This is a genomic window from Paracnuella aquatica (genome assembly GCF_003332885.2).
Taxonomy (GTDB): domain Bacteria; phylum Bacteroidota; class Bacteroidia; order Chitinophagales; family Chitinophagaceae; genus Flavisolibacter; species Flavisolibacter aquaticus.
In genome coordinates, this window is sequence record NZ_QOWJ01000002.1 from 308,458 (window position 1) to 327,543 (window position 19,086).

Annotated in this window: 16 protein-coding genes; 6 read left to right on the forward strand and 10 right to left on the reverse strand. The window is 51.4% G+C overall.

Annotated elements, in window-relative coordinates; all coding sequences use genetic code 11:
• Nucleotides 1–96: 96 nt before the first annotated feature.
• A complete protein-coding gene (locus DRJ53_RS06110) occupies nucleotides 97–936 on the forward strand; it encodes an oxidoreductase (RefSeq protein ID WP_114234705.1) in 840 nt (279 codons plus the stop codon).
• A gap of 331 nt (nucleotides 937–1,267) precedes the next feature.
• Here the strand turns inward: DRJ53_RS06110 and DRJ53_RS06115 are convergent, their stop codons facing one another.
• The gene (locus tag DRJ53_RS06115) at nucleotides 1,268–2,275 is read right to left on the reverse strand and encodes an aspartate-semialdehyde dehydrogenase (RefSeq protein ID WP_114234706.1); all 1,008 of its coding nucleotides are present in this window, start codon (nucleotides 2,273–2,275) and stop codon (nucleotides 1,268–1,270) included.
• 391 nt (nucleotides 2,276–2,666) lie between these two features.
• Between DRJ53_RS06115 and DRJ53_RS06120 the strand changes: the two genes are divergently transcribed.
• Both DRJ53_RS06120 and DRJ53_RS06125 read left to right on the forward strand, forming a co-directional pair.
• On the forward strand, nucleotides 2,667–4,370 hold the full coding sequence (locus DRJ53_RS06120) for a lamin tail domain-containing protein (RefSeq protein ID WP_114234707.1): 1,704 nt from the start codon (nucleotides 2,667–2,669) through the stop codon (nucleotides 4,368–4,370).
• Nucleotides 4,371–4,532: 162 nt separating this feature from the next.
• Nucleotides 4,533–5,321: a YaiO family outer membrane beta-barrel protein gene (locus DRJ53_RS06125; RefSeq protein ID WP_114234708.1), complete on the forward strand. Its 789-nt coding sequence runs from the start codon at nucleotides 4,533–4,535 to the stop codon at nucleotides 5,319–5,321.
• 112 nt (nucleotides 5,322–5,433) lie between these two features.
• Here DRJ53_RS06125 and DRJ53_RS06130 read toward each other — a convergent pair whose 3' ends face one another.
• From DRJ53_RS06130 to DRJ53_RS06155, 6 genes are all read right to left on the reverse strand, one after another.
• Nucleotides 5,434–5,769, reverse strand: coding sequence for a HepT-like ribonuclease domain-containing protein (locus tag DRJ53_RS06130; protein WP_114234709.1), 336 nt, complete (start codon nucleotides 5,767–5,769; stop codon nucleotides 5,434–5,436).
• Nucleotides 5,759–6,061, reverse strand: a complete 303-nt coding sequence (locus DRJ53_RS06135; RefSeq protein ID WP_114234710.1) for a nucleotidyltransferase family protein — start codon at nucleotides 6,059–6,061, stop codon at nucleotides 5,759–5,761. The genes DRJ53_RS06130 and DRJ53_RS06135 overlap by 11 nt, the downstream gene beginning before the upstream one ends.
• 114 nt (nucleotides 6,062–6,175) lie before the next feature.
• On the reverse strand, nucleotides 6,176–7,621 hold the full coding sequence (locus tag DRJ53_RS06140) for a glycosyltransferase family 2 protein (RefSeq protein WP_114234711.1): 1,446 nt from the start codon (nucleotides 7,619–7,621) through the stop codon (nucleotides 6,176–6,178).
• Nucleotides 7,618–8,547: a HEAT repeat domain-containing protein gene (locus DRJ53_RS06145; protein ID WP_114234712.1), complete on the reverse strand. Its 930-nt coding sequence runs from the start codon at nucleotides 8,545–8,547 to the stop codon at nucleotides 7,618–7,620. Before DRJ53_RS06145 ends, DRJ53_RS06140 begins: the two co-directional genes overlap by 4 nt.
• 6 nt (nucleotides 8,548–8,553) lie before the next feature.
• The gene (locus DRJ53_RS06150) at nucleotides 8,554–8,913 is read right to left on the reverse strand and encodes a response regulator transcription factor (protein ID WP_114234713.1); all 360 of its coding nucleotides are present in this window, start codon (nucleotides 8,911–8,913) and stop codon (nucleotides 8,554–8,556) included.
• A gap of 34 nt (nucleotides 8,914–8,947) precedes the next feature.
• A complete protein-coding gene (locus DRJ53_RS06155; RefSeq protein ID WP_114234714.1) occupies nucleotides 8,948–11,941 on the reverse strand; it encodes a PAS domain S-box protein in 2,994 nt (997 codons plus the stop codon).
• Nucleotides 11,942–12,149: 208 nt separating this feature from the next.
• Between DRJ53_RS06155 and DRJ53_RS06160 the strand changes: the two genes are divergently transcribed.
• The gene (locus DRJ53_RS06160) at nucleotides 12,150–13,211 is read left to right on the forward strand and encodes a helix-turn-helix transcriptional regulator (protein ID WP_114234715.1); all 1,062 of its coding nucleotides are present in this window, start codon (nucleotides 12,150–12,152) and stop codon (nucleotides 13,209–13,211) included.
• 8 nt (nucleotides 13,212–13,219) lie between these two features.
• On the opposite strand, the gene DRJ53_RS06165 is transcribed toward DRJ53_RS06160, so the two are convergent.
• On the reverse strand, nucleotides 13,220–13,534 hold the full coding sequence (locus DRJ53_RS06165; protein ID WP_114234716.1) for a hypothetical protein: 315 nt from the start codon (nucleotides 13,532–13,534) through the stop codon (nucleotides 13,220–13,222).
• Nucleotides 13,535–13,720: 186 nt separating this feature from the next.
• On the reverse strand, nucleotides 13,721–14,644 hold the full coding sequence (locus DRJ53_RS06170) for a PfkB family carbohydrate kinase (RefSeq protein WP_114234717.1): 924 nt from the start codon (nucleotides 14,642–14,644) through the stop codon (nucleotides 13,721–13,723).
• A gap of 355 nt (nucleotides 14,645–14,999) precedes the next feature.
• Between DRJ53_RS06170 and DRJ53_RS06180 the strand changes: the two genes are divergently transcribed.
• Together DRJ53_RS06180 and paaE are read left to right on the forward strand one after the other, a co-directional pair.
• The gene (locus DRJ53_RS06180; RefSeq protein WP_114234719.1) at nucleotides 15,000–15,950 is read left to right on the forward strand and encodes a c-type cytochrome; all 951 of its coding nucleotides are present in this window, start codon (nucleotides 15,000–15,002) and stop codon (nucleotides 15,948–15,950) included.
• 255 nt (nucleotides 15,951–16,205) lie between these two features.
• A complete protein-coding gene (gene paaE / locus DRJ53_RS06185; protein ID WP_114234720.1) occupies nucleotides 16,206–17,285 on the forward strand; it encodes a 1,2-phenylacetyl-CoA epoxidase subunit PaaE in 1,080 nt (359 codons plus the stop codon).
• A gap of 201 nt (nucleotides 17,286–17,486) precedes the next feature.
• On the opposite strand, the gene DRJ53_RS06190 is transcribed toward paaE, so the two are convergent.
• A complete protein-coding gene (locus tag DRJ53_RS06190) occupies nucleotides 17,487–18,965 on the reverse strand; it encodes a glycoside hydrolase family 30 protein (RefSeq protein WP_241558470.1) in 1,479 nt (492 codons plus the stop codon).
• Nucleotides 18,966–19,086 lie beyond the last annotated feature (121 nt).

A 19,086-nucleotide genomic window follows, 5' to 3' on the forward strand; every position in this document is an offset into this window, starting at 1 on the left:
CGGAGCATCTGCCAATTCTTATGATCCATTCACGTTTGACGTTTCACCTTTCACGACAATTACCATTCACGCTTAAAAAACCCAATTGATTTTTCCATGAGCAAAGTTTGGTTGATAACAGGCGCCAGCAGTGGGCTGGGTGCAGCACTGGCGGCAGCAGCTTTACAGAACGGGCACAAGGTTGCCGCAACATTTCGGAAACCGGAGCAGGCTGCAGATTTTACCACAAATAATAACGGCGCAGGCTTGGGCATAGTGCTGGATGTAACCAGCCAGGAACAGGTTACCGCTAGTGTACAGCAAGCTATTGATCATTTTGGCCGTATCGATGTGCTGGTAAATAATGCCGGCTATGGCACTATTGGCGCCATCGAAGAATTTAGCATGGAGGAGGTCCGCCAGCAGTTTGAAGCCAATTTTTTTGGAGCCGTTGCGCTAACTAAACAGGTGCTGCCTGCTATGCGCCAGCAAGGCTCGGGGCAGATCCTGTTTATTTCCTCTGCCGCAGGATTTAAAGCCACCGGCGGTTTTGGTGTGTACAACAGCAGCAAGTTTGCGCTGGAAGGTTTTGCCGAAGCGCTGGCACAAGAGGTAGGCGCATTAGGGATACGCGTAACCATTGTGCAGCCCGGTCCGTTCCGCACCCAGTTTGCCGGCAGTTCGGTAAAGCTGGCGCAACATCGCATGGACGAATACAAGCAAACACCCGTGGCGCAGATGTACCACTATATTTCCCGCATCGATGGCAAACAGGAAGGCGATCCCGAAAAAGGCGCCCACGCAATCATCGACTTTGTAGCAAGCGATAGCAAAACCCTGCGCCTGCCACTCGGCAAACATTCGCTGGATGCCATCCGCGCCAAGCTCCGTGCCGTTGCCAGCGACTTGGATGCCAATGAACGCATTGCACTAAGCACGATGTATGAAGGGAAGTGAGGGCAAGTTGGCAGTCAGGAGTTGATAGTTGGTAGTTGATAGCTGATAGTGAGCAGCGCTCCATCAAACACTACTGTCATTGCGAGGCGCAGCAAACCCATTTTTTTATAAAACAACCTGTGCGCCGAAGCAATCTCCAACCACTGATAAAACAGCAATTCCAAACCGCATTACATAAAAAAGACCGGCGTAAAATGCCGGTCTTTTGTTTACAAAAACAAACTATTATCATCATCAACTACTAACTATCGACTGCCGACTCCTGACTGCTGACTGCTGACTGCTGACTTTTACTGTCAACTATCAACTACTAACTGTCAACTTTAAACTCCTACAGCAATCCTTTCTCCGACAAATACTCCGCAATCTGCACCGCGTTGGTAGCGGCGCCTTTGCGTAGGTTGTCGCTCACACACCACAGGTTCAGCGTGTTGGGCTGGCTTTCGTCGCGGCGGATGCGGCCTACAAACACATCGTCTTTTTCATGCGCATCCATCGGCATGGGGTAGCCGGCATTTGCAGGGTCGTCAACCAGCGTTACGCCAGGTGAAGTACGGAGCAGCTCTTTTACTTCATCCAGGTCAAAGTCGTTTTCAAACTCGATGTTGATGGCTTCGCTGTGGCCACCCATTACCGGGATGCGCACCGTGGTAGAAGTTACGCGGATCGAATCATCACGCATGATCTTTTTTGTTTCATTCACCATCTTCATTTCCTCTTTGGTGTAACCATTGTCGAGGAATACGTCGATCTGCGGAATCACGTTCAGGTCGATGGGATATTTATAAGCCATCGGGTATTCTTCCTGAGCAGCGCCGGCAGCTTTTGCACGTTCGCCCATCAGTTGGTCCACGGCTTTTTTACCGGTGCCGGTTACGCTTTGGTAGGTTGATACCACGATGCGTTTGATGCCGTATTTTTTATGCAGCGGGTTCAGCGCCACCACCATCTGGATGGTAGAGCAGTTGGGGTTAGCAATGATCTTATCGTTGGCGGTGAGGGCATCGGCATTTACCTCGGGCACCACCAGCGGTTTGGTGGGGTCCATACGCCAGGCCGATGAGTTGTCCACCACGGTAATGCCGGCTTCGGCAAACTTGGGCGCCCACTCCAGCGAGGTGCTGCCGCCTGCCGAAAACAAGGCCAGTTGGGGCTTTGCGGCAATAGCGTCTTGCAGGCTCACCACCTTATAAGGCTTGCCTTTATACATTACTTCTTTGCCCACCGAACGTTCGGAGGCTACCGGCAGCAGTTCGCTCACCGGAAAATTGCGCTCTTCCAATACCTGCAGCATTTTGGTGCCCACCAGGCCGGTGGCGCCCACAACAGCAACTTTCATTTGTTTGTTATTCGGGTTTTTGTTTGACAATAAAAAAAGCCTTCCCTGTTTGGGGAAGGCTTAGTATTATGCTGACACACACGCAACGTCAGGCACCTTCCCCGGTGGAAAAATGTTTCTTAGTGCGTTTAATGTGTTTTATGATCATCATTGCGGAAGCGAATGTATTATAAAAAATGCAGCAGGGCAAAAAACGTACAGCTTGCCCCAAATTATTAGACAAATGTTCAGTTTGCCCGGCCATTCAACGCCAAAACTGAACAAAATACTGTTTGCAGTACAGCCCCCTATTGCATTTGCGACCAGCACCGTTTATCTTTTAGCTGATAAAGCCGGGCTTGCCACCATTTTATTTTAAGTAAAATAATGGCGACCCACCCAACACCAAAACATGACTGCTGTTACCACCAACCTGCTCCTGCTGCTGTTGCTTTTTTGCCTGCCGGCAAACGCGCAGCGCCACGCCGTTGTGATCCACGAAATCATGGCCGATCCGCAGCCTTCCATTGGCCTGCCCGAAGTGGAATACATCGAATTGCGCAACCGCAGCGCGGCGCCCATCAACCTGCAGGGCTGGCGCCTGCAAACGGGCAGCAGTACCAGTGGCGCCTTTCCCATTTACCTGTTGCAACCCGATAGCTTGGTGGTGGTTTGTTCCCGAACCAATGCTGTGTTATTTGGGCAAAATACAATTGGCGTCACGTCTTTTCCGGCACTGTCCAACGGCGGCATCACACTGGTGTTGGTTAATGGCACCGGCAGCCTTGTACATGCGGTGCCATATACTACCGCGTGGTACGGTGCGGCGGATAAAGAAGGTGGCGGCTGGAGCCTGGAAATGATCGATCGGGATAACCCTTGCGGTGGCGCTTTCAACTGGCGGGCAGCGCAGCACCCTTTAGGCGGTACCCCGGGCGGGCCCAACTCTGTTGCGGGTAAAAGCCCCGATGACGCACCGCCAGCATTGCTATCCACTACGGCACCTGATAGCTTGCACCTGTTGCTCCGTTTTGATGAGGCATTGGATAGTGCTGCTGCAGCAAATGCGCATGCATTTGAAATGTTACCCGGCATAGCCATCGTGGCCGCAGCACCGCAGCCACCGTTGTATCAGCAAGTGTTGTTAACGCTGCAAAAACCCATGCAAACATCAACGGTATACACGGTAACAGTGAAAGGCGTTCAGGATTGCGCTGGCAACATGGTGGGCAGCAGCAACAGTGTACCGGCCGGCTTGCCGCAAACGGCTTTGGCGGGTGATGTGGTCATCAACGAGGTCCTGTTTAACCCCAAACCCGGCGGCAGCGATTACGTAGAGCTGTATAACCGGGGTAAAAAGATTATTGATCTTTCGGGCCTCTCTTTGACCAATAATTCCACCACTGCAATTGGAAGTCAGTTACCGAAATTGACCAAAGAACCGCATTACCTTTTCCCGGGCCAGCACGTTGTAGTAACCGAAGACCGTCATGCCGTACTGCGCCATTTTTTAGTGAAAAATGAAGCGCTGCTGTTGGAGGTGGCGGCGCTGCCCTCCATGCCCGATGATAAAGGCACCATAACCCTTTGGAACGAAGCGGGCCAAATAGTAGATGCGCTGGCTTACCACCACAACTGGCATTTTGCGCTGCTTACCGAAAAAGACGGTGTGGCGCTGGAACGTATCAATCCGGCCGCACCCACGCAGCAAAGCAGCAACTGGACCTCGGCAGCCGCAACTGCCGGATTTGGCACACCTACTTACGCAAACTCGCAGCTGCACCAACACACAACTGCTGCAATGGCCTGGAGCATTGCCCCGCAGGTGTTTTCGCCGGACGGTGATGGCTTTGAGGATTTTTGCACCATTACATATCAACTGGATGCACCGAACTACGTGGCCAACCTCCAGATTTTTGATGCCAGTGGCAGGCTGGTGCGCCGCCTAGTGCAAAACCAAACACTGACGCAAACCGGCTCTTTCCGGTGGAACGGCCTTTCGGATGCCGGTAGCGCATTGCCCACCGGCAACTATATTTTGCTAATCGAAATATTTAACCTGCAAGGCAAAAAGCAGCAATGGAAACAAACGGTGGTGCTGGCCCGCAGGCGTTAGCAACGCATCATTCAACACGAACAGCACCGCTTTTATCCTGCATTATCCATAACCCGGCTATTTTATACCGGGCGCATCGAAATTTCAAGCAGTTTTGGCGGTAGCCAAATGGCATTGCCGGCGTTATACACTTGCGCCGTTGCAAGCTTTTGATCCAACTTTATGAAGCACCTGCGTTTTTTTTCTATACTACCCACCCTGTTGTTGTGCACAGCAGCCTTTGCCCAGCCCAAAGATTCGTTGCGCCAATCGGTGACGGTTGGTTACGAGCATTATCATTTCGACAAACAGTTTTCGAACGACTGGCGCATTGGGAGCATTGAATACAAACGGGAAGCGGGCAAGGCCACTTACCTCGGCCGCTTTAATTACGCCAGCCGGCTGGGCCAAACGGGCTGGCAGGCCGAAGTGGAAGGGTATCCGAAACTTACTTCTAAAATTTATGCATACGTGGGTGCAGGCTACTCGCCTTCGATGCCTGTTTTCCCAAAATGGCGCAGCGGCGGCACCTTATTTTTTGTGTTGCCTAAAGGCTGGGAGGCAGAGGGCGGTGTACGCCACCTGTATTTTAACCAGCATGTGTGGATGGGTACGGCAGGCATCAGCAAATACGCCGGCAACTGGCTCCTCAATGTTCGTTCGTTTATTGGCAGCAGCACACCGGGCAGCAACCATTCCCTGTTTTTTACCGCAAGGCATTACCTCAAAAATGAGCGGGACTTTGTGTGGATGCAACTGGGCTCCGGCATATCGCCCGACGAAAGCCGCAATGTGCTGATTGAAAAAGGCGCAGTGCTGTCGTCGCGCAGGATTACTGCAGGTGCGCAATTATCTGTAAGCCGGCGTTATATGCTTGCACCACAGGTTGGCTGGGCGTTTGATGAAATTGGTGGCGGAAGAAAGGGCAACCAGTTTTTAGGCGGGTTGCGGGTGGGGTATAGGTTTCGTTAGCGGCCAGCGGGGAAATATACTGGTGGGTGGGGCATTTATTTAAGCCGGCATTTTGAACTAAAATAAAAATCTGATCAACAAAGGAGGTTTGATGCACTGACATCGTACTGTACTAATCAGCCAGAAATTGCGCAGCTTCAATTTTGAGTTTTGGAAGATTGTTTGTGATGATGCTCCAAATAATTTCGTCGGAAACAGAGTCGTAACCATGAATGATTCGGTTGCGGGTTTCAACAATCTTTTTAGCGTCTGTAAATCCAAGGTCTGAGTTTCGTTTCAAAATGCGATTCATCGCTTCGCCTATTACTTCCAAATTCCGTTCTACCGCTCTTCTTGTTTTTAAGTCTTCCTGATATGCCTCGAAATCGGGTACATCTTCTAAAAACGTTTCTATTTCAGACGTTGCAGAAAGGATGTCGTATACCCAAGATTTTATTTCAACATCCATAGATAAGCTGGCGTTGCTGTTCCACAGCTTTTTTGAAATAAGGATTCTTTACAGCTTTTCCTTCCAGCAGGTCAACCGATCTGCGCAGGGTATCTTCCAGGGCAAACTTCAGGCTGAAGTAATTGTCGGCATAAAGCTTCAAGTCAACGTCATCAAAATCGACCACCAAGTCGATATCACTTGTTTCAGAAAACTTGTCGGTAAGTACAGACCCAAATGCATATAGCCGCTTCACCTTGTGTTTTCTACACAGGTCGTTGATCGTTTGGCCATATTTTTCCAATGGATTCATTGTCAAAATCAATGAATGTCAAATTTAGCGAATTAAAGAAAGTGGTAGGTCTCTAAAATTCACTCAATCATTGCTTATGACCGTATTTAAAGGTGTTGTCAAGAGGAATAACGTCTATCCTTTTGCGCCAGCAGCCACCGCCGGCTTCGTCGCAAATCCTTGGCGGCTCATTTCGCCCCAGGCGTTCTTTTTGCGCAGCAGGTCAATGTTGCCCATGATGGCGGCCCACACCACAAAGGGGTGAAAAATAAACGGCTCCACCATAGCGGTCATGAATAACCGCAATATTTCCGAACGCTTTTTATACTGGTTATAGGTCATTACTTCCATTAAAATGGCAAACACCGAATACAACACCGAAAAGCTATAGACGAGTAAAAACAGCGCCGCAAAAAAACTCCAGTTGGTAGCACCCAAAATAATGCAGATGATAAAAAAGATTAGTCCCGAAAACTCTACGATGGGCGCCAGCAACTCAAAGAAAAACCAGTACGGGTAACTGAGCAAACCCAGCACACCGTAGCGTGGATTGAAAAACATTTTGCGGTGCATCTTCAAGGTTTCAATGGTGCCACGGGTCCAGCGGTTGCGCTGGCGGCCCAATATTTTGAACGATGCAGGCGCTTCCGTCCAGCAAAGCGGGTCGGGAATATAAGCCACTTTGTAAGCTAAATTTCGTTCTTCCATATAGCGGCGCATGCGCACCACCAGCTCCATGTCTTCGCCCACGGTTTTGTGGTCGTAGCCGCCGGCGGCAATCACTATTTCGCGGTCAAATGCACCGAAAGCACCTGAGATCAGCAGCAGTCCGTTCATGCGGCTCCAGGCCATGCGGCCCAGTAAGAATGCACGGATGTATTCCAGCGTTTGCACCCGCGGCAAAAACTGCTGCGGCAGGTGCACCTGCACAATTTTTCCATCCCGCACTTCGCAGGAATTGGCAATGCGCACCACGCCACCGGTGGCAATTACACGGCCGCTGCTGTGGTCCATAAAAGGCTTGATCAGTTTCAGCATTGCATCCTGTTCCAAAATGCAATCCACATCAATACATACAATGTATTTGTTGCGGGCCACGTTGGTGCCAACATTTAATGCATCGGCCTTGCCGCCGTTGGCTTTATCTACCACCAGCAGTTTGCGAAACACCGGGTCTTTACTTTGGTAAATGCCCCGCACTTCTTTGGTGGCAATATGCTGCTGAAATGCGTAGTCTTTTTTTTCCAGGTCGTATTCGGCAATCAGCTTTTGCAGCGAATCGTCTTTGCTGCCGTCGTTGACGATGATGACCTCAAAATTGTTGTAATGAATGCTGAGCAGCGAACGCACATTTTCAATGATGGTAGCACCTTCGTTATACGCCGGTGCAATAATGGAAATAGAAGGCGCATAGTCGGATGTGGCCAACTGGTTGTAATCGGTAAAGCTGCTGCGGTGGCGGTACTGCCTTGTTTCGCCAATGGAGTACACCGCAATGAATATGTAAAAGCCTATGATCAGCAAGGAGTAGATCATAAAGCCATAGGTGAAAAAATCGAGGATCAAAGCCGTGTAATTCATGCCGTTTCTTTTAAGGGCAGCCTTGCTATTGTGGTGTGCTGCTCCTGTTGCAGCAAAAGGTTGGTAGCGTCGGGGTCCAGTTCATTTAGCGTACGCAGTGCCTCTTGTTGCACTGCTTCGCTGCGGTGTTGCAGGCAAAGCTTTACTGCATCAAGCAGGCTGTAAAGTTTAAATGCACCCACTATTTTCAGCGCCAGTTCTCTTACCGTTTCGTTGCCCGATTGTAGCCAGCCGGCCACTTGCTCCGGTGCCACATCGGCCTGCATGGATAGCTGCTGCATGAGGCAAACCTGCTGCCATTGTGTAAGCGGGTGTGCCAGCGCATTTAAAAAAAGCAATCCCTCAAAACCGGTCATTTTTACCAAGGCCAACTGCGCTTCGGTACGTACGTAAATGTTTTTGTGGTTGGTAAAAGGGTAGATGCGGGTGATGTGTTCTTTACCGCCCATTTGCGATAGCTGCTGAATGGCCGCTGCTTGCAAGTGCCATTTGGAAGAAGACAGGCGCTTTAGCGAATCCTGCTGCAACTCCAGGTTTTGATACAACCACTGAATGTTGGTAACAGCGCCACCCGAAAGGCCCTTGCGGATCTTGAGCAGTTCGGAGGTAAAAATTTTGCGGCCGAGGCGGCTGCGCAATGCTTTTTGTATGCCGCCATCGGCTGCCAAAATATCCTGCACTTCTTCGATGTTTTCGGCAATGGCTACTTCGCTAATGAGGTTGCGTGCCAGCTCTTTTAGCTGCGCAATTTTTTTACCCCTAACCATATAGCTCCACAGGAAAAACAGCATGTACAGCAACATGGCCATAATGCATGCAGCCAGCAAAAACGAAGTATCCAGCAGGTAGCGTACCGGCAGGTCGATGCGCAGCCATGCGGTGTGGCTGTGCGGTTCCCAGTTTTGTATGTGCAACCAACTGTTCATGCCCTGTTACATACGTTGGCCCAGGCGCTTTACGCGGATCGACAGCTCGTTGGGGCTAAAAGGTTTGGTGATATAATCATCGGCGCCGAGGTTGAATGCTTCGAGCACCACGTTTTCCTGGCCCATGGAGGAGAGCACAATTACTGGAATATATTTTTCGCCCTGGCGCACCTTGCCCACAATTTCAAGTCCCGAAGTGTAAGGCATCATGATGTCGGTGATGATCATATCGGGCTGGTGCTGTTCCACATACTCCAGCGCTTTGCGGCCATTGTCGGTGGCCATTACTTCATGGCCATCTTTTTTCAGGCGCAGCTCAATGGTTTTGAGCATGATGGGTTCGTCTTCTGCAACAAGGATTTTCATCGTTTATTTTCTTTAGGATAGTGTGGATTATCTTTTATTGCGGGCACAATACTTTCTGCCGGTCGGCTTCCAGCATCGGTTGTACCAATTCAAATTTTTGTTGGAGGCGGGTTACTTTTTGCAGTACCAGTTCCAGGTCCTGACGGTTCTTTGCACAGTTTTCAATAGTGGCGGCGAGTTCCAGCATGCTGGTCATCTGCAGCATGCCTAGGCTGCTTTTGAGCTTGTGTGCCCGGGCCTGCACTTCATCCCACTGTTCTTCCAGTACCCCTTGGCGCAACTCTTCCAATTGGCCCGGTGTGGTTTCCAAAAACAAGGTCAATGTTTCGGCCAGGTAGCCATCATCTTCCAACTCGTGCAGGTACGCCAGGTTATACATTTCGGCGGGCTTTGCTTTATTGCTTACCACCACCCGCTCCTGCACCGGCACGCCGGCACATCCCAAAAAGCGGCACAGCTGCCGGAACAATTCGGCGGGTACAAACGGCTTGGTGAGGTATTCGTTCATGCCCATTTCAAAGCAGCGTTCCCGTTCGTTGCGCAGGGCGCTGGCCGTCATGGCAATGATGGGCAGTTGCAACTGCAGCTTGTTGCGGATGTATGCTGTTGCCTGCAGCCCATTCATTTCAGGCATTTGCAGGTCCATGATCACAAGGTCAAAAGTTTCGCCGCTTTCCAGCCGGTCTACAGCCTCTTTGCCATTGCCGGCAATGGTTACCACCACACCCACTTTTTGCAGCAGCAGGCAGGTTACTTTCTGGTTAATGAGGTTGTCTTCTACCAGCAATATTTTTTTGCCTGCCAGCATGCTTTTATCGGCGGTGTTGGTGGCGCCTGCCAGTTGCTGTTGTGCCTGTGGCAATTCGGCATGTAGGTACAGCACATCAAAGAAAAACACAGAGCCTTCGCCGGTGCGGCTTTCCACGCCAATGGTACCGCCTTGCAGTTCCACCAGGCGTTTGGTGATGGCCAGCCCCAGGCCAGTGCCGCCAAACAGGCGGGCCGTATCGTTGCCGGTTTGTGCAAAGCTTTCAAAAATATAATCGCGGTATTCCGGTGCTATGCCCATGCCGGTATCGGCCACGCGAAAGCCCATGCGCAGGCTTTTTTCATTTTGCTCCAGTATGCTAACGGTTACGGATATGCGCCCTTGTGCGGTAAATTTTACAGCATTGCCCAGCAGGTTGTTGAGCACCTGCACCAGCTTGTGCCGGTCGCCTTGCAACAGTTGCGGCAGGTTGCTGTCAATGGTGGTAACAACAGCTACGTTGCTGGCTGCCGCCTTGATGCGGAACGTGGAAACCACTTCGTCTACCACTTCCCGAACGCTGAACGGAATGCGCTCCACCGACATGCGGCCGGCTTTTATTTTGGATAAATCCAGGATGTCGTTGATAAGGGCCAGCAGCGTGTTGGAAGAGTATTTGATCAGTTGTACAAACTCCTTTTGGTCTTCGGACAAGGCCGATTCTTCCAGCAGGTTGGTCATGCCAATGATGCCATTCATCGGCGTGCGGATCTCGTGGCTCATGTTGGCCAAAAACTCTTCCTGCAGGCGTTCGGCCCGTTCGGCACGCAGCCGTGCATCAATCAGTTGCTGGCGGCCCGCCACCATTTCGGTGATGTCTTTATCCACGCCGCAAATGGCAAAAATGTTGTTGGCCTGATCCAGCAGCGGAAACTTGGTTACCAGCATGTGGCGGTTGCCTTGGCTGGTGTTGATCATGTCTTCAAATTCAACGGGCTGCAGCTTATTAATCACCTGTCTGTCTACCGATGCCAGCACACGGGCCATATCATCGTCGGCAAAAACTTCGCTGTTTTCTTTGCCCAAAACCTGGTCGTCGTTGAGCAGAAACGTTTCGCGGAACCTGCGGTTGACCATCAGGTAACGGCCTTCCAAATCTTTGATGTACACGATCATTGGGATGTTATCCAAAATGGACTGCATCCGGTATTGGTACTCTTCTTTTTTGGCTTCAATTTCCTGCGCGGCAATTTTTAGGGCTTCTTCGGCGAGGCGTTTTTCAGTAATGTCTTTTACCACGCTTTGAAAGCCGCTGGCTACGCCTTTTTCGTTTAGGAGCAGCACCATGCTTTGCTCCACCCATTTGATGGCGCCATCTTTTGTGCGGATGGGAAATACATGCAGTGTTTCGTGGGTTTTGTTGCGGATCTGTTCCTTATATCGTTGGGCCACGCTTTCCTGCCAGTCTTCCAGCACCAGGAATGTGATCGGTTTGCATCTGAGTTCTGCCGCATCATAGCCGGTTAGCTGTATGCATTTGCTGCTCACATAATCAATCTGCCCATCGAGGCGGGCACTGTACATCACCACCGCCGAATTTTCAACCATGCTGTGGTACCGCACTTCGGTCTCCCTTGCTTTTTGTTCGGCTGCTGCCCGCAGCTGGTTGGCCCTTGCTATTTTTTGTAACGCAATGGTGATGGCCACCAGCGACAACACAATAACAAACACCGAAAATATAAACCGGTTGTGCGTGGTTTCGCGGTTGTCAGTAATACGCAGTTGCAGCAGTTGCCGCTCGTGGCGCTCCATATGGTGCAGCAAGGCTCGGGCCGTATCGGAAAGATTTTTTCCCTGCAGGCTGGCAATCAGTTGCAGCGCATCTTTTGGCGAATGGTTATAAGCGTTGAGGATTTTTTGCTGGAAACTGGATTTGTCTTCAATGGTTTGCTGCAGCTTTTGGATGTGGCTTTGCTGATCGGGGTTGTCTTTGGTAAGCTGCTGCAGCAATTGTGACTGCTCGTGCAGCGAGCTGGTGGTGGCTGCAAAATCTTTGATGAATGTGCCGTTGCCAGTAATGACATATCCCCGAACGGCGGTTTCCAGCGACAATACGGTTGTATTGAGGTCGTTGATGGCACTGATTACTTCGTGGGTATGATTAACGAGGTTGAATGTGGCGTTGGTGCGCTGCGCATTTTGAAACAGGGCTACCACAACGGAGGCGGCACCAATGAGCAGCACGGCAAATAATATGCGGATATAGCTTTGGGTTTTCAAGGGATTACGGAACTATGGGTAATGACCAATAATACTAAAATCGGGTGAAAGCTACTGCTTTATACAGTTGCAGCAGCTTTTATACACCGCTTTGTGCGCCTCTTTTCGACGAATTGCTTTTATGGGCCGTTGAACCGGAGCGCCGCACAAAAAGGCGGGCAGAAACGGGTTGGATTTTTGTACCCTACATATGCGTTAATTTCCGGCTATGTCTGTTCGATTACAACGCCTGATCAGAATTTATAACCGCCTGCGCCGCGGGCCGGTTACCATCGAAATTGTGTCGAGGTGGGCAAAAGGAGCCGGCATACCGGTAAGCGACCGACAGCTGTACCGCGACCTGAACACGTTGCAAAACCTGCACATCGCCAAGGGCGAAAACGTGATCACATTTACCGACGAAAAAAACCGTAAAACCTGGAAGCTGGAGTACGATGCGGGAGAAGAGCCCATTTCGCCGTACGATATCAACTCGTTTTTTTTGCTCAAAGCATTTGCGCCATCCACCATGGTGCACCAGCGTAAAGACGCCATTGAAAAGTTTGAGCAGGTTATTTACAAAGCCCTCTCCAAAAGCAAGTACCAGCAGTACATCCAGGCCAACGAGCTGTACCTGCACCGCACCAATTTTTTCGACCATATGTACGGCGAGGCAGAGCACCAGCAGATTGAAGAGCTGATTTGGGCGCTGCACAACAACCGGGTGATCGCTATTGAAAACGTGGGCATCAATTCGGCAAATGTGCACCTGCCGCCCGGTGCTTTTCCTTTGGAGCTGTACCCCATGCAACTGGTATTTCACCGCGGCCGATCGTACATCTCGGGGCTTGATGCAGCACACAAACTGATGCTTTTCCCGGTGGACAAGGAAACGCAGTTCCGGCTTACCAACACCGTGTTTAACCGGAAAAACATGGAGGCTGCCTACAACGGCCAGATGGAAATGCTGTTTGGTGTTTCAGACCCGGTTGACGACCAGGTGTACCGCATCGAAATAGAATTTACCAAAGGGTTTGGCGAATCGTGGATGCGCTATTTCTGGCACCACTCGCAGCAATGGGTGCCGCTGGAAGGTGGCAATTACATGCTGCACCTGCACTGCACCATTGGCCGCGAGTTAATTGGATTTTTGGCCTACGGCCTGGATAAAGTAAAAGTGCACCAGCCCGAAGTGCTGAAGCAATTGATCTGGCAAAAACTGCAGCAGGCTGCCGAAGTGTATGCGCACAACCTCGATATTGATGAAGAGCGGGCCAACAGGGATTATTGAATACGGCGCTATTGCAAACCTGCCCGGGCAAATGGCTTAAGCGCCTCAATGATCAGCGCAGCGTATTGTTCGTCGGCGGCATCGTCCATGTCCACGCATTGCAGGTCGTTTTCGCCTTCTTCCCGGCTCAGGTACACCACGGTATCGGCGGCGGGGATAAAACATTCAAACAGGTGCCAGCCGTCCATTTCAATTTCATAAACCGTTACGGTATGCCGCTGGCCTTCAAAGTGTATGAACAGGGTATAGTAAGCTGTAGGTTCTTCGCTGTGGTGCGGCATGGTAAAGCCTGTATCCTGAGTGTGGAAAGGGAAAGAAGCCATAAAAAGACAGTTGGTTTTGGTTGCCCTACAAATCAACTAAAATGCCTTGTCATTTTCTGTCAAACAGCAATTACATTTGCCCGCTATTATAAAAACAGGAGCATCCCAACCGGGATGCTCCTGTTTTAGATTTATCATATTGTCTTTTCCGTCTTCCGTCTTCTGACTTCGGACTTCCGTCTTTCCCTACACCAACTCGATGTCAAAATTCACCAGCTCCTGGAACTGTTGCAGGCGGCGGTCAATATCGGCGCGGGTAATTTCTTTCAGGCGTTCGGGGCCAAATTTTTCCACGCAAAACGAAGCCATGGCCGAACCCACGATGATGGCGGTTTTCATGTTTTCGTACGAAATGTCTTTGGTGCGGGCAATATGGCCAATAAAGCCTCCAGCAAATGTGTCGCCGGCGCCGGTGGGGTCAAACACATCTTCCAGCGGCAGGGCCGGGGCAAAAAACACGTTATCGCCATGAAACAGCAGCGCACCATGTTCGCCTTTTTTGATGATGAGGTATTTGGGGCCCATCTTCAGGATCTTTTTGGCGGCTTTTACCAGCGAAAACTCGTTGGTAAGTTGGCGGGCTTCGCTGTCGTTTACCAGCAGCACATCCACCATGGTCAGCACTTCCTTCAGGTCGTCCAATGCAATTTCCATCCAAAAGTTCATGGTGTCCATTACAATCAGGCGGGGCCGCTCTTTCAGCTGCTCAATCACTTTTTTCTGAAGGCTTGGCATCAGGTTGCCCAGCATCAAAAACTCGGCGCCCTGGTAGCTTTCGGGGATCTGGGGGTCAAAATCGGCCAGCACGTTCAGGTCGGTTACCAGCGTATCGCGGGTGTTCATGTCCATGTGGTAGCGGCCGCTCCAGAAAAACGAGGGCTTGTCGGGTACCACTTCCACGCCATCGAGCTCCACGCCGCGGCGCGATAGTTCGGCCATTTCCTCCTGCGGAAAATCGTTACCTACAATGGATACCTGCTGCACGGGCTGCACAAAGTTGGCAGCGGCATACGCTACATAAGTGGCTGAGCCTCCAATAACACGGTCGCTTTTGCCAAAAGGGGTTTCAATGGCATCGAACGCCATGGTGCCCACAACAATTAAGGACATAAGTAATTAGTACAAAGTTTGAAGTTAGGAGTAGGAAATACCAGCCGGTGGGCTAAAAGTGGGCAGCAGTAAGCAGTGCAGCAAAACAGAACCGTGAACCAAAATATGAATACCGGTTATGCCCGGCGGTACTGAACCTTTTTTCTGATGCTGCGCCGTTCGGGCCGCTTTCTTCGATATTCCTATACTGTTTACGGGGTGCAAACCTACAGCATTTTGGCCTTGGCCCAAAAAGGCTTTTGCGCCCAGCACCTTGCCGCCGCTCCAATGCTATGCGCCAATCATATAATATTTGGCTGCCGCGCTTTTGAATCACCGCGGGCTTTTATATTTTGTCATGAAAATTTAACTGCATATGAAAAAAGTCCTGCGGTATGCATTGTACCTGCTGGCCGCCATCGTGGTGCTGGTAGGTGCTTTTGTAGCCTTTATTGCCATCCGCGGCATCCCCAGTTACGAACCAAAAATTACCGAGGCCAAAGTAGTGGCCACCCCTGAGCGGATTGCGCAGGGCCACAAGCTGTCAGCCATGTTGTGCAATGGCTGCCACCTCGATCCGAACACCAACCGCCTTACCGGCAGGCTCATGAGCGATGTGCCGCAGTTTGGAACTATTTATTCAAAAAACATCACGCAACACCCCGAGCTGGGCATTGGTAAATGGACCGATGGCGAACTGATTTACCTGCTGCGCACCGGCATCAAACCCGATGGCACGTTTTTGCCCGTTATGGCCAAACTGAGCCATGCCTCCGACGAAGACCTGCAATCTATTGTGGCCTTTTTACGCTCCGAAGACCCGTGGGTGAAAGCGGACGATACCCGCCACCCAGATTCGAAATATTCGCTGCTGGCCAAGTTTCTCTCCACCATCAACGCTATGAAACCAGGCAGCGTGCCCGCTACCCCAGTGGCCCAACCCGATACTTCGAACACAATTGCCTGGGGCCGTTACCTGGCGGTGGACCAACTGGAGTGCTTTAGCTGCCACTCGCAGGATTTTGCCAAAAACAACTACGACGAGCCCGAAAAATCGGCCGGTTATTTTGGTGGCGGCAATAAAATGCTGAATGCCAGCGGGCAGGCCATTTATACCCGCAACATTACCATGGACGAGCAAACCGGCATTGGCCATTGGACCGAAGACCAGTTTGTGCTGGCCCTGAAATATGGCCGCACCCCGCAAGGCCAGGCCCTGCGTGAGCCGATGATGCCGTACACCTACCTTACCGACGGTGAGGCAAAAGCTATTTACGCTTACCTGAAAACATTGCCCAAAATTCAAAACAAAGTGGAACGGCAGTAAGCTATTTTTAAAGCTGGCCGCATTTATACAAACATTTTGCGTGTCATTTTTGATGAAGAAGTGATTTGAAACCCCAAAATTGAATTCATGCTTCCATCAGGACGGCCATCGCATCATCGGTCTCATTTTTAAGAACAACTACAAACAGGAGCTTGAAAAAGGCAAACCGGTGGGGCAAACAGCCTTTCACCGGTTTTTGCTTTTCGGGCCAAAAAGCAGCGAAGCCTATCTTTACGGCTTACGATTGCTTTTATTATGATCCACTTTCACCCCCTGAAGGTTGCCTCCGTACGCCGCGAAACCGAAGACTGCGTTTCCGTTACTTTTTCGGTACCCGACCACCTGCAGGAAATATTTCGTTTTACCCCCGGCCAAAGCCTGACCATCCGCGCCACACTTAATGGACAGGAGTTACGCCGCAACTATTCTATTTGCAGCAGCCCAATGGATGGCGAACTGCGCATTGCGGTAAAAAAAGTTGCAGGCGGCCATTTCTCAACTTGGGCCAATGAGGGCCTTAAGGCGGGCGATGTACTGGAAGTGATGCCACCGGTGGGCAAATTTGGCTCGGCACTCCATCCGGAACAAGCCAAAAACTATGTGGCCTTTGCAGCCGGCAGCGGCATTACGCCGGTCCTTTCGCTAATTAAAACGGCACTGTACACCGAGCCGCGCAGCACGTTTACCTTGGTGTATGGCAACCGCAATCGAAGCAGTATTATTTTTAAAGAAGAACTGGAAGCGGTAAAGGATAAGTTTCTGCATCGGTTCCGCATTTATCATATTCTTAGCCGCGAACAGGTGGAAACACCGCTCAACAGCGGCCGCATTGACCGGGAGAAAACCAACTTTTTACTAGATAAATTGATTGACGTAAAAAACAACCACGAGTTTTTTCTGTGCGGTCCCGAGGAGCTGATGTTCACCGTAAGGGATGTGCTGCAGGAGCGGGGCGTTGCGGCGGCCAACATTCATTTCGAACTGTTTACCGTTCCGGGGCAAGTCCAAAAAACCGAAAACCGAAATCTGAAACCCGAAACTCCCTCTGGGCCGCAGGCTTCCGTACAGGTAACGGTGGATGGCCACAGCTTTCAGTTTGGTCTGGCAAAAGAAGGCGAGAGCATACTGGATGCGGCACTGCAACAGGGAGCAGATCTGCCCTATGCCTGTAAAGGCGGTGTGTGCTGCACCTGCAAGGCCCGCCTGCTGGAAGGGGCTGTGCATATGGATGCCGCCTGGGGCCTCGAGCCCGATGAAATTGCAGCCGGCTTTATCCTCACTTGCCAAAGCCATCCCACAACGGACAGCGTGGTGGTGGATTTTGACGCGAAGTAAGTCGGAAGACGGAAGTCCGAGGTCCGAAGGAAATACAGGTATAAAAACAAAAGCCCTACAAGTATGCAATGTTCAAATCGCAAACCTGTAGGGCCTTATCAAAAAAGTAAACCTCTTTCCCGTCTTTACTGACTTTTCCGACTTTTCCGTCTTTGCAATCTTCAACCCTCTTCCGTCTTCCGACCTCGGACCTCCGACTCCTCACCACACAAACGTACCTACCGCGCCGGCGTCCAAAGTGGCCAGCGCCGTTTGCCCGTTGTGGCGGATTCCAAAACTCCGCGCAACAGTGCCGTCATTCAAAACAACCAGCACATGCTTGCCATCGGGGCGGCGAAAGGCTACATTGGGCAGCCCACCAATTTCGTTGGAGCCCACCCGCACCGAACCGGGCCGCACAAATTTGGCGGCATGCGCCACAATGTAATAAGCAGGGTTGCGGGTAACAGCATCGCCGCTGATGGTAATGCCGCCGAGGCAGGCCGTACAGCCGCCGCGGTCGGTGTGTGGCTTATTATCGGGGCCGTTGGCCAGGTTCCATTGCAGTACATTGCGGGCCCAGTTGCGGGTGGCGCCCACAATCAGGGTGCGGATATGCCATTTCAGGTCTTCCGAAAAATTGCCCGGTGCACCAATCCATTGTTCGGTAAAATAAATATGCTTGTCGGGGTGGGCATCGTGCACTTGGCCCAATGCAGTGATCGGCCCGGCATACAGGTGAAAGGCCGAGCCATCCACATACTTCTTTGCCTCGGGATCGTTGAGGATGGCCAGCGGGTAATCGGGGCGGTCGGCGTTGTGGTCGTAAATAATGATCTTGGTATCGATACCGGCCGACTTAAATTGTGGCCCAAGGCTTTGCTTGATAAATGCTGCCTGTTGCGCTGCGGTCATCAGGAGGCTGGGATTATTGCCGGGGTGCAGCGGCTCGTTTTGAATGGTGATGGCGTCGATGCGAACACCCTCCTTTTTCATTTCCTGGATGTAGCGGATGAGGTAACGGGCATAGGCATCGTACCACTCGGGCTTGAGCGATCCGCCACGGGTATCGCCATTGTCTTTCATCCACACCGGCGGCGACCAGGGTGATCCCATGATGATGATCTTTGGATTGATGGCTAAAATTTCCTTAAGCACTGGCAGCACATCCTGCTTGTCAGGGCCAAAATCAAACTTTTTGATTTCCGGGTCAGTTTCGCCGGCGGGCTGGTCGTTGTACGAAAAAACGGTTTCGTTGAGGTCGGATGCGCCAATGCTTAGCCGCAGGTACGAGATGCCAATGTTGCTGCCGGTGGTATCGAACAGTTCGCGGAGAATGGCTGCCCGGGCCGGTGCCGACATGCGGATGAGGTGCTGGGCACTGCCGCCGGTAAGGGTGAAACCAAAACCGTCCATCTGCTGGTAGGTTTGGGTGCCGGACACATCAATTACTGCCTGGCTGGTAGCCGGCGTGGCACCAAACCGGGGCTTGGGCTGTTCTTTAAATTCGGTGGTGCGGTTGCCGGTGGTGAGCCAAAAGGCAACTTCGGCCCCGCTGGGTGTACCCGGCGTGGTGGGCGGTTGCGGTGTTTCGGGTTGGGCAGTGCTGCCGGTTTTTTTACAGCTGGCTGCAGTGCAAACCATGATCACGGTAAACAATGCCAGCAGTTGCCAAACGCGTTGTTGAATCGGGTGCTTCATACGGCTAGGTTTGAAAGGCGAAGCTACAGCAGGAATGCGGGAAAAATGGCAGATCCGTTGCCGACTAGCGATACAGCCGCACAAGAGTGCGACGCAACCGGTGCTGAATGGCGTTGCTGCA